The 8,691-nt window shown below is 68.5% G+C and carries 9 protein-coding genes and 3 pseudogenes; 8 read left to right on the top strand and 4 right to left on the bottom strand.

The genetic code is table 11. The features are described 5' to 3' along the window. The 3 genes from ACWEBX_RS35025 to ACWEBX_RS35015 all read left to right on the top strand — a co-directional run. Nucleotides 1-720 (top strand): C40 family peptidase (locus tag ACWEBX_RS35025; RefSeq protein WP_451888795.1); only part of this gene is annotated, 720 nt, incomplete at its 5' end. A 311-nt stretch (nucleotides 721-1,031) separates the two neighbouring features. Further along, complete coding sequence (locus tag ACWEBX_RS35020) at nucleotides 1,032-1,163, top strand: hypothetical protein (protein WP_451888794.1); 132 nt, start codon at nucleotides 1,032-1,034, stop codon at nucleotides 1,161-1,163. Nucleotides 1,164-1,521: 358 nt separating this feature from the next. Next, nucleotides 1,522-2,604 (top strand): IS110 family transposase, encoded by a 1,083-nt coding sequence (locus ACWEBX_RS35015; protein WP_451888793.1) that lies wholly within the window; start codon nucleotides 1,522-1,524, stop codon nucleotides 2,602-2,604. 41 nt (nucleotides 2,605-2,645) lie between these two features. Here the strand turns inward: ACWEBX_RS35015 and ACWEBX_RS35010 are convergent, their stop codons facing one another. Beyond that, entirely contained in the window at nucleotides 2,646-3,428 is a 783-nt protein-coding gene (locus tag ACWEBX_RS35010; protein WP_451888792.1) for a lysophospholipid acyltransferase family protein, read from the bottom strand. Between the two features lie 189 nt (nucleotides 3,429-3,617). On the opposite strand from ACWEBX_RS35010, the gene ACWEBX_RS35005 reads away from it, so the two are divergent. From ACWEBX_RS35005 to ACWEBX_RS34995, 3 genes and pseudogenes are all read left to right on the top strand, one after another. Further along, a complete protein-coding gene (locus ACWEBX_RS35005) occupies nucleotides 3,618-4,052 on the top strand; it encodes a hypothetical protein (protein WP_451888791.1) in 435 nt (144 codons plus the stop codon). Nucleotides 4,053-4,339: 287 nt separating this feature from the next. Beyond that, on the top strand, nucleotides 4,340-4,480 hold the full coding sequence (locus ACWEBX_RS35000; protein ID WP_451888790.1) for a hypothetical protein: 141 nt from the start codon (nucleotides 4,340-4,342) through the stop codon (nucleotides 4,478-4,480). A 31-nt stretch (nucleotides 4,481-4,511) separates the two neighbouring features. Further along, nucleotides 4,512-5,171: pseudogene (locus tag ACWEBX_RS34995) on the top strand (nucleotidyl transferase AbiEii/AbiGii toxin family protein); the annotation flags it as partial. Between the two features lie 114 nt (nucleotides 5,172-5,285). Here the strand turns inward: ACWEBX_RS34995 and ACWEBX_RS34990 are convergent. Further along, nucleotides 5,286-6,101 carry an endo alpha-1,4 polygalactosaminidase gene (locus ACWEBX_RS34990; protein WP_451888789.1) on the bottom strand — a complete coding sequence of 272 codons (816 nt, stop codon included), beginning with the start codon at nucleotides 6,099-6,101 and terminating at the stop codon, nucleotides 5,286-5,288. A gap of 337 nt (nucleotides 6,102-6,438) precedes the next feature. Here ACWEBX_RS34990 and ACWEBX_RS34985 point away from each other — a divergent pair, with 337 nt between their 5' ends. Continuing rightward, nucleotides 6,439-6,990 (top strand): YciI family protein, encoded by a 552-nt coding sequence (locus tag ACWEBX_RS34985; RefSeq protein ID WP_451888788.1) that lies wholly within the window; start codon nucleotides 6,439-6,441, stop codon nucleotides 6,988-6,990. 188 nt (nucleotides 6,991-7,178) lie between these two features. Here ACWEBX_RS34985 and ACWEBX_RS34980 read toward each other — a convergent pair whose 3' ends face one another. Continuing rightward, a complete protein-coding gene (locus tag ACWEBX_RS34980) occupies nucleotides 7,179-7,619 on the bottom strand; it encodes a DoxX family protein (RefSeq protein WP_451888787.1) in 441 nt (146 codons plus the stop codon). Nucleotides 7,620-7,831: 212 nt separating this feature from the next. Beyond that, nucleotides 7,832-7,921, bottom strand: a pseudogene (locus ACWEBX_RS34975) (transposase); the annotation flags it as partial. 186 nt (nucleotides 7,922-8,107) lie between these two features. Here ACWEBX_RS34975 and ACWEBX_RS34970 point away from each other — a divergent pair. Then, nucleotides 8,108-8,691: pseudogene (locus tag ACWEBX_RS34970) on the top strand (RNA-guided endonuclease TnpB family protein); the annotation flags it as partial.

Raw genomic sequence — 8,691 nt, 5'->3', positions numbered from 1 at the left:
CAGTACCGCACCGGCGGCATCGACCCCTCCGTGGCCCTCTTCCTCTCCTCGAACCCGGACGACTTCCTGGACAAGGCCTCGGCCATGGACCAGCTGACCGCTCAGCAGGCCGAGTCGCTCAAGAAGGTCCAGGAGAAGCAGCGTTCGCTCGCCCAGCAGCGTGCCGAGGCCTCCGCGAAGCTCAAGGACCTCGCCGACACCCGAGCCAAGCTCGCGAGCAAGAAGAAGGAGGTCCAGAGCAAGCTGGGGGCGGCGCAGAAGCTCCTCAACACGCTGACCGCGCAGGAGAAGGCGGCGCTGGCCACCCAGGACCGGCAGCGGGCCACCCGCGCCGCCGAGCGCGTCGACCTCGGCACCACCAAGGCCGCCTCGGGCCGCGCCGCCGCCGCGTTCGCCGCCGCCCAGAGCGTGATCGGAGCACCGTACGCGTACGCCCACTCCGGCCCCAGCACCTTCGACTGCTCGGGCCTCACCTCTTGGGCCTACGCCCAGGCCGACGTGACCATACCCCGCACCTCGGAGGCCCAGGCCAACGCGGGCACCCGCATCTACTCGCAGAGCGATCTCCAGGTCGGCGACCTGGTCATCTTCTTCGGCGACCAGCACCACGTCGGTTTCTACGCGGGCGGCGGCCAGGTGCTGCACGCCCCGCACTCCGGCGCGTTCGTCCGCTACGAGGCGATGAGCAACATGCCCTTCCAGTTCGGCGTCCGGATCTGATCTATGCCTCGGGCCGGGGTTGCCTGGCCTTGCTCGGCCTCCCCGCCACCCGGCTGCCACGAGCGACTGCTATCTGCGAGGGCTGATCATGGACGGTCGCCGCAAGTCCGTTGTGACCAGGGTCGATAGTTGACATCAGGCATCGTTTCGTGACCTGCGCTGATGCCAACTAGGTTCGCTGACTTGAAGCGCCGAATCAGAGAAATAGTTGGCACTTTGGTACAGCGCTGCGCTGCGCGCCGCGCTGGATGCGGCGCGCAAGAAACGGCGGCGGTGGCCGTACGGCGAAGCCGAGACGGCGTACGACGTCTATGGCCCTGCACCATGTGTGCGAGCCGCTGGACCTGGGCGCCGCGATCGGCGCGCTGGTGACCGAGCGGTCCCGGGGAGCCCCCGGCGGCTGGCCACGCTGCATGAACGTCCGCAAGGCCAGCCGCCGTTGACATCAAATAGAGCGCGGCCCTCTGTCACCTGATGTGCCACTACACTGCGCCTGGCACCACAGGTAACACAGCAACTGGCCGTAAGGGAACTGTGATAGTCGAGCTGCGGCCCGGGCTGGGTTGCTGCCAGGCTCGGCGCCGACGTTCCGGCATGACCCACAAGGTAATTGGCGGCTCGTTGCAGCTTGCCGTGCCCCCGAGATGTCTGCCGGACGTCGGCGTCGGCCTGGCCCACCCCGTTGGCTTGATCAGCAGCTTGTCCGCCATTTCGACGTGACTCATCACAGTTCTGCCACGCGGTGACTCCACCCAGGCCGACGCAGACCACGGCCGTCCGCCCTTGAAGGAGTACAACCGCGTGACCATGCTCGCAGAACAGGTCGACGGCGTCATCGGCGTCGATACCCACCGCGACACCCTCGCCGCCGCAGCCGTCAGCCCCATCGGTGCGGTCCTGGCCAGCACCGATGCCTCGGCCAACGCCCGCGGCTATCGCCGCCTGCTCGACTTCGCGCGCAAGCACATCCCCGACCGCCGCTGCTGGGCACTGGAAGGTATCGGCAGCTACGGCGCTGGCCTGGCCACCTTCCTCGACCAGGCCGGCGAGCGTGTCGTGGAGGTCTGCCGCCCCAAGCGGCCCGCTGTCCGTGGCGGCCGCAAGACCGACATGATCGACGCCATCCGAGCTGCCAAGGAAGCGCTCTCCACCGAGCACCTGATCCAGCCCCGGCTCCGCGGCGAACGCGAGGCCCTCCGTGTCCTGCTCGCCACCCGCCACGGCGCGGTCCTCGCCTCCACCGCCGCGATCAACCAGCTCAAGGCCCTGATCGTGTCCGCCCCCGACGATCTCCGCGCCGAACTGCGGAAACTCAAGCGCCCGGCCCAGGTCACGCGTTGCGCGCAACTGCGCGACCGCCCGGCCCACGGCATCGAGCACCGAATGACCGCGCGGGCACTACGTTCCACCGCCCAGCGCATCCAGGCTCTTCAGACCGAGGCCAAGGCGCTCGAGAACGAGATCCTCGGGCTCATACGGCAGTTGGCGCCAGAACTCCTTGACCTGCTCGGCGTCGGTCCCATCACTGCGGCTCAGGTCCTGGTCAGCTGGTCCCACCCGGGCCGGTTCCGATCCGAGGCGGCCTTCGCCTCCTTCGCCGGCGTCTCGCCGATCCCCGCGTCCTCGGGACTGACCAACCGCCACCGGATCAACCGCAGCGGTGACCGGCAGCTCAACCGGGCCCTGCACACCATCACGCTAATCCGGATGCGGCTGGATCCCGCCACGAAGAGCTACGTCGCCCGTCGAGTGGCTGAGGGCAAGACACCCCGTGACTCACAACGCTGCCTCAAGCGCGCCATCTGTCGACAGCTCTTCAAGATCCTTGAACGCTCCGACCGGAACGACAAGAGCCCACGTGAAGAACTCCCCCAGGTGGCTTGACGCGATATAGCAGCCTCGGGGGGGACGGGGCCATCGCCCGCCTACACGCCGGGCGCCCGGCGACCGGATCCGTAGCCGTGGCTGTGGCCGTGGCCGTGGCCGTGGCCGTGGCCGTGGCCGTGGCCGTGGCCGTGGCCGTGGCCGTGGCCGTGGCCGTGGCCGTGGCCCGCTGATCGTGGAAGCTCACCGAGGTGCGCGGCCGCCGTCCTCCACGCGCTGGTCACCGCGGTACGGGCCCGTGCCGTGCGGACGGTGCTGTCGCCGGTGAGAATGATCGGGGCACCCACGTGGACGTGCAGGTCGGGCTGGCGCAGCGGCACTGTGGCGAGGCCCGCGATCTGCTTGATCGCGCTGCCCGAGGTGACGCGGCGGGCGCCGGCCTGACCGACCGGCACCACCGGCGCACCGGTGCGCTCGGCGAGGCGGGCCAAGCCGGTACGGAAGTCACCGGGGGCCGCCTCCGCAGCATCCTTGCGGCGAGGCAGACCACCCTCGGCGTAGATGAGAACCAGCCGCCCTTCCTGCAAGGCCTGCGCCGCCAGGCCGAGCGCGCCTGCCGCCCGCCGGTCACGCCGGTGGACGGGGATATGCCCTTCACGGGTGAGAGACCGACCCAGCAGCGGGATCCGCCACAGTCCCGCGGCTGCCATGACGACAGGCGTGACGCCGAGACGGTACAGAGCAGCGACGACCACGGCAGGGTCGGCCAGAGAAGTGTGGTTCGCGGCGATGATGCTGCCCGGCGCGAACTCCGCGCCGGGGTCGCACGTCACGGACAGCCGTCCGACGGCAGATACCAGAGTGCTGGCGGTACGGCTGAGCATGAACGGACTCCCGGCTTCGTTGATGACGAACTCCATCGTCGACGCCGGTCACGGCGGGGGCATGAGCTGTCGTACTCATCTTCCCGACCGCCCTACCCAGCGCGACTGTCCCTGTATCAAGGACCCGGGTCCATACCCGCGTCGACCGATCCCTTGAACGACGCTGCGTGCGGTTGGCACGATCCAGCCATGGGAAACATCTACGACTACTTCGCGGCCGCCGATGACACGCAGGCCCTCGCACTGTTCGAAGGCGACGGTATGGACGACACGTTCGGCACGCTCGGCCTAAAGGGGGCAGACCCCTACATGATCCTCGGAACCGTCGAGGCCCACTTGACCGGAACATCCGTGGAGCAAGTGGAAGCCGACCCTCGCTTCTGCGAACTGCTCAACGACCCCGAGCCTGAAGGGCCATGGCTTGTCTCGCTCACGGAATCCCTTCGTGACGCCCTGTCGGCGGCCACCTCGGTGCACCTGCTCGGAGCCGCCACCGCATGGACCCACACGGAGGACGGTGGCGGCGCGGACCCCGAGCTCATGGCCGACTTCCTCGAACGCCTCGGCCAGGTCGCTCGCGATGCCACGCCGGGACGACGTCTGTACTGCGGCATGTCCCTGTAGGGAACAGTGCGTCAGGAACTGACAGGCGGTATCAGTAGCACCCACCAAAAACCGAGTATGCGCGCCGTGGGCCGCAGAGGTTCCGGATCGGCTCGGCGGAGACGACGAACGGTACTTCGAGCATCATGTGAAGCTGCTGCTCGACGCGGACCCGGACTTGGCCGCGATCGCGGCCCGAGTGGTGCCGCACGGCGCCCATCTGTCGTGGAACGCCTCGCGGATGCGGGCCGGCGCACGGCACGAGCGGTTCGTGACACGGCGGTGCCGTGAGGGTGGGTGCCGATGGCGTGGGGCTGGCCCTGGAGCGGTTGCTGACCGAGCTCGGCAGGTTCGTTGTGCTGAGCGTGGAACGCGAGTTCGTGCCGCATGACAGCGACCTGCCCGTGGACGACGGTTGGATCGAGGAGCCTGTGGGGGTACGGACGTGAGCGGGACGGCGTGGAAGGGCTTGGGCCGGCGGAACACCGCGAACCCGGGGACCTGGACTTCGTCGTCGTTCCTGACACCTCACACATCGACGACGGCCGTACGGACCGGATGCTGCACGGGATCGCCGCGGCGGCGCAGACGCTGGCCGAGGCGCTCGGACACGAGGTGGACGTCTCGGCGCGAGGAGCGGTGATCGAGGACATCTGGACCTACGACCGGGTACCGGGCCGTCGTATGGTGCTGCCGTGGAACTCGCCCGGGCTGCCCGGCGGTCACGTCCAGCTCGACTTCGTGTTCAACGAGCGGCTGCCCGAAGCACCCCAGCGGGCCGAACTGCCGGGCGGCACGGTCGTACAAGCCGCCACACCTGAGCTTTCCCTCGCCTGGAAGTTGATGTGGCTGGTCAATGACATGCACGGGCAGGGCAAGGATCTGTACGACGCCGTGCTGCTGGCCGAGCGGCATCCGCTCCGCTACGAGCTGCTGCACGACGTGTTTCGGCTGTCGGGCGAGTGGCCGTATCCGCACCGCGAGAAGATCCTTTACGAGGACGTGGTCGACGCGGTCGGGTATGTGGAGTGGAACCACTTCGTCACCGAGTATCCACAGTTCAGGGACGCCGAGCGGGAGTACGCGGACCGGCTCCTGCGGGCTTTGACGACGACGTTTCCAGCGCACCTCCCCGACTGACGCTGATCACCGGGGGCCCGAATGCTCACGGCACGGCCCGAGAACGACAGGCCTGCGCCAGCCTGCGGCGGCGGGCCGCCGCAGGCTGGCGCTCGACGTGAGTCGGCCCGTGGTCTAGCAGGTCTTGCGTACGTAGCCGCTGCTGCCCGCCGGTTTGACGTCCACGTCGCGCTGGACGATGCTCAGCGTGCCGCCCCACCCGTTGCAGGCCTTCGACCTGCCGGAGTTGGTGTACTCGATCACTATGACGTTGTTTCCGAAGGCGCTGGTGTAGTCGCCGCACTCGTCGTACTGACCGCACTCCTCGGCCACGGCGAAGTCCAGACCGTTGGCGGTGTGGTTGCCTGCCAGCTCGGGAGTGTTCTTCTGGGCGATGGCCAGGCCGTCCGTGTGAGCGCGGGCCGCGAGCAGCTTGATGAACGCCTGCGCGTTGTTGGCCGTCAGGCGATTGCCGGACCGGGTGTAGCTGTCGTAGTTGTCGGGCTCGATCGCCTGGAAGCCCTTGGTCCTGCAGCGGTCGATCAGGCTTCCGATCTTGCCTGCGATCCGCTGCCGCTTGCCGTCGGTGCCGATGTCGAGGAAGGCCTCGCCCCAGTCCTCGTCGTAGACGACCTTGCCGGACGCGTCGCGCAGCAGCAGGTCGGAGTCCCACTCGCTCTCGGCACCCGGCTGCGCCTGGAAGGCGTTGACGTAGCAGATGTTGTACAGGCCTGCCGCCGGGGAGGCGGCGTTGTCCCGGGTGACGACCTTCACCCCGGCCGGCGGAGTGTAGGCACCGCCGATCTGATAGTCGAAGCCGACGTGTGTGGGCGGCAGAGGCACGGATGCGGCCTGTGCTGAGGTCGCCGGTGCGACCAGTGATCCGACCAGCGCTGCCGCGCCGATGACGGTGCCCATGAGGGTGCGGGAAGTGCGGCTGAAATGGCTCATGTGGATGAGCTCCCAGAGGGAAGAGGGCACGTCCCCGCCTCGGACGCGTAGGTGACGTCCTGGCGACTTGGGCCGGGCTCGTGGCGCGAGGCCTGCATACCGGCTGGGCGTGTCTCTGAACACGGAGCACGGCTCCGGTGCTGTCCGGGAGTAAAGCGACTGCCCGTAGAGATGTCAACGCCTGAGGTCGTCGCCCACGACTTCGCGTGTCTCGGCGCTCTCGGCGGTCCGACCGAAGCCTCGCCCGCCGCGGCCCGCGAAGCGGGATGAGGCTGCCGAGTGGTCGTGACCGCCAAAATCACTCGCTCTTCCATGTCCTCGAAGCGAACCTATGGGCATGGAGTTCCTCTGCTACCACCGCGACCGGCCCGGCTCCGGGCCGCTGCGCGACGAACTGCTGGAAAGACATTGGTCCTACATGGACCAGTACGCGAAGGAGATGATCGCCCGGGGCCCGACCCTCACCGACGACGGCGACACACCCACGGGAAGCGTGCACATCCTCGACCTGCCCGATCACGCCACCGCCCGCGCGTTCGTCTTCGACGAGCCCAACTACCAGGCCGGCGTCTACCGGGACGTGCTGCTGCGACGGTGGCGCAACATGCTGGGGCGCACCATGTGGGACTTCCCCGGCGGCCGGACCGGCGGCAACCGGTATCTGGTGATCGGCCTCGGCACGGGGCAGGCTGCCGACCTCGCGGTACCGCGCGACCGGGAGGAACTGATCGCTTACGGGCCGCTGCTGTCGGACGACGGCACCACCTGGCTGGGCACGGCGGTGTTGCTCCGGGCGCCGGACCCGGAGACGGCACGTGCCGTCCTCACCGCTGACCGGTACGCCGACATCGAGGTGCACAACTGGCAGTTCGGCGGACGTCCCTCCTGACCGAGAACGTTCGGAGGGACATCGCCTCACCGAGCCGCGAGAACACCCACGCCGACACCACCGAGAGCACACAGCAGACCGGCGATCACTGAACTGCCGTACGACACCGGCTACTTCACCCCAGGCCGTCAACCGGGCACAGGTCGGAAAAGGCCGGCTCGGCCGCCATTGCCCTGGCGGCCGAGCGCTCAGACCGCGTCGAGGCCGGCTGTGTCCCGGGCGATTCCCCTGCCCTGGACCAGACCCGACAGGGACAGGGCGCCGGGCCCGAAGAAGACCAGGAGCAGGAACGCCCAGCAGAACAGCGCAGGCGACAGGCCACCGTTCTGCAGGGGGAAGAGGCCGTCCTTCTGGTGCTCGGTGAAGTAGGCGAAGGCCATGGTGCCCGAGCTGAGGAACGCGGCGCCTCGCGTAGCGGCACCCAGGAGTACGAGAACACCGCAGACCAGCTCGATGACACCGGCGTACCAGAACGGCCAGTCGCCGACGGGGCTGCTCTGCCGCCCCAGTATCCCGAAGAGCGTGGCAGCGCCCTCGCTGGCGAAGAGCAGGCCGAGGACGATGCGGAACAGGCCGAGGACGAGAGGCTGGTGGCTCGACAGCCGGTCGCTCAGGCGGGCGGTGCTCATGGGTGCGTACTCCTTGAATCGGTCGGGTGCGTACCCGGGTGGCATGAGGGACCGGACCTTGTGAGAGACCCCGCTCCCTTTCCCTTTACGTGTGCGCGGGATCTTCGGTTCAGCGTGATCTAGCGCGGAACCCCGGGCGTTCACGCCCGGGGAGGAAGCGCTTCGTAACGCTGCTCTGACCCGCGCGGGCGCACGGGCCCGCGCTCTTGACCTCAGCCGGGACGTTTCTGGTTCTCGATGTACTCCTTGATGACGGCGAGCGGGGCGCCCCCGCACGAGGCGGCGAAGTAGGACGGCGACCAGAAGTGCTCAACCCACAGGTACGTGCAGATGTGACTGGGGAACTCTCCCCCAGCCTTGGGCCGGGAGGTGCCCCCAGCCGCAGGCGCCGGGCAGAGACACCCTTTAGGGAGCCGACCAGCGGCCCCTACGGATATCGGGGTTCGGCTCCCAGCGCGGTGACATAGATCAACGCTACGATCACGCCCGTGAAGATCGGGACACAGGTCAAACTCCTGCCGGACGCCGCACAGGCTTCCGCGCTCGAGCGCACCCTGCGCACGGTCAACGACGCCGCGAACTGGGCGTCGGAGGTGGCATTCGAGCACGACGTGCCGCGTGAGTACGAGCTGCGCAAACACACCTACGCGGAGCTGAAGGCGCGGGGGCTGGGGGCGCAGGCGGCGCAGCACACCATCAAGAAGGTCCGCGACGCCTACACCACGCTCAAGGCCAACATTCGGGCCGGGAACCTCGGCAGGGACGGTTCCAGGCGTCGCCGCAAGGCCGAGTCCAAGCCGGTCACCTTTCGCCCCGAGGCTGCCCAGCCGTATGACGACCGCTGCCTGAGCTGGCAGTACGACCAGCGGACCGTGTCCATCTGGACCGTGGACGGCCGGGTCAGGAACGTGCCGTTCGTGTGCTCCGCCGATGCGCTCCAGATGCTCCAGGCGCACCGGCATGGCGAATCCGACCTGGTCGAGCGGGACGGCGTGTTCTACCTCGTCGCCACCTGTGACGTGCCCGAGGCCGAGCAGTACGAGCCGGACGGCTTCATCGGCGTCGACCTCGG

The sequence above is a fragment of the Streptomyces sp. NPDC005070 genome, from assembly GCF_053600395.1.
The sequence above is the reverse complement of the archived record's forward strand: the minus strand, read 5'-3'. Positions and strand labels throughout refer to the sequence as shown.

Coding starts and splice junctions, on each gene's coding strand:
- ACWEBX_RS35020 (WP_451888794.1), top strand. CDS start 1,032: ATGGCCCTGCACCATGTGTGCGAGCCGCTGGACCTGGGCGCCGCGATC.
- ACWEBX_RS35010 (WP_451888792.1), bottom strand. CDS start 3,428: ATGCTCAGCCGTACCGCCAGCACTCTGGTATCTGCCGTCGGACGGCTG.
- ACWEBX_RS35005 (WP_451888791.1), top strand. CDS start 3,618: ATGGGAAACATCTACGACTACTTCGCGGCCGCCGATGACACGCAGGCC.
- ACWEBX_RS34990 (WP_451888789.1), bottom strand. CDS start 6,101: ATGAGCCATTTCAGCCGCACTTCCCGCACCCTCATGGGCACCGTCATC.
- ACWEBX_RS34985 (WP_451888788.1), top strand. CDS start 6,439: ATGGAGTTCCTCTGCTACCACCGCGACCGGCCCGGCTCCGGGCCGCTG.
- ACWEBX_RS34980 (WP_451888787.1), bottom strand. CDS start 7,619: ATGAGCACCGCCCGCCTGAGCGACCGGCTGTCGAGCCACCAGCCTCTC.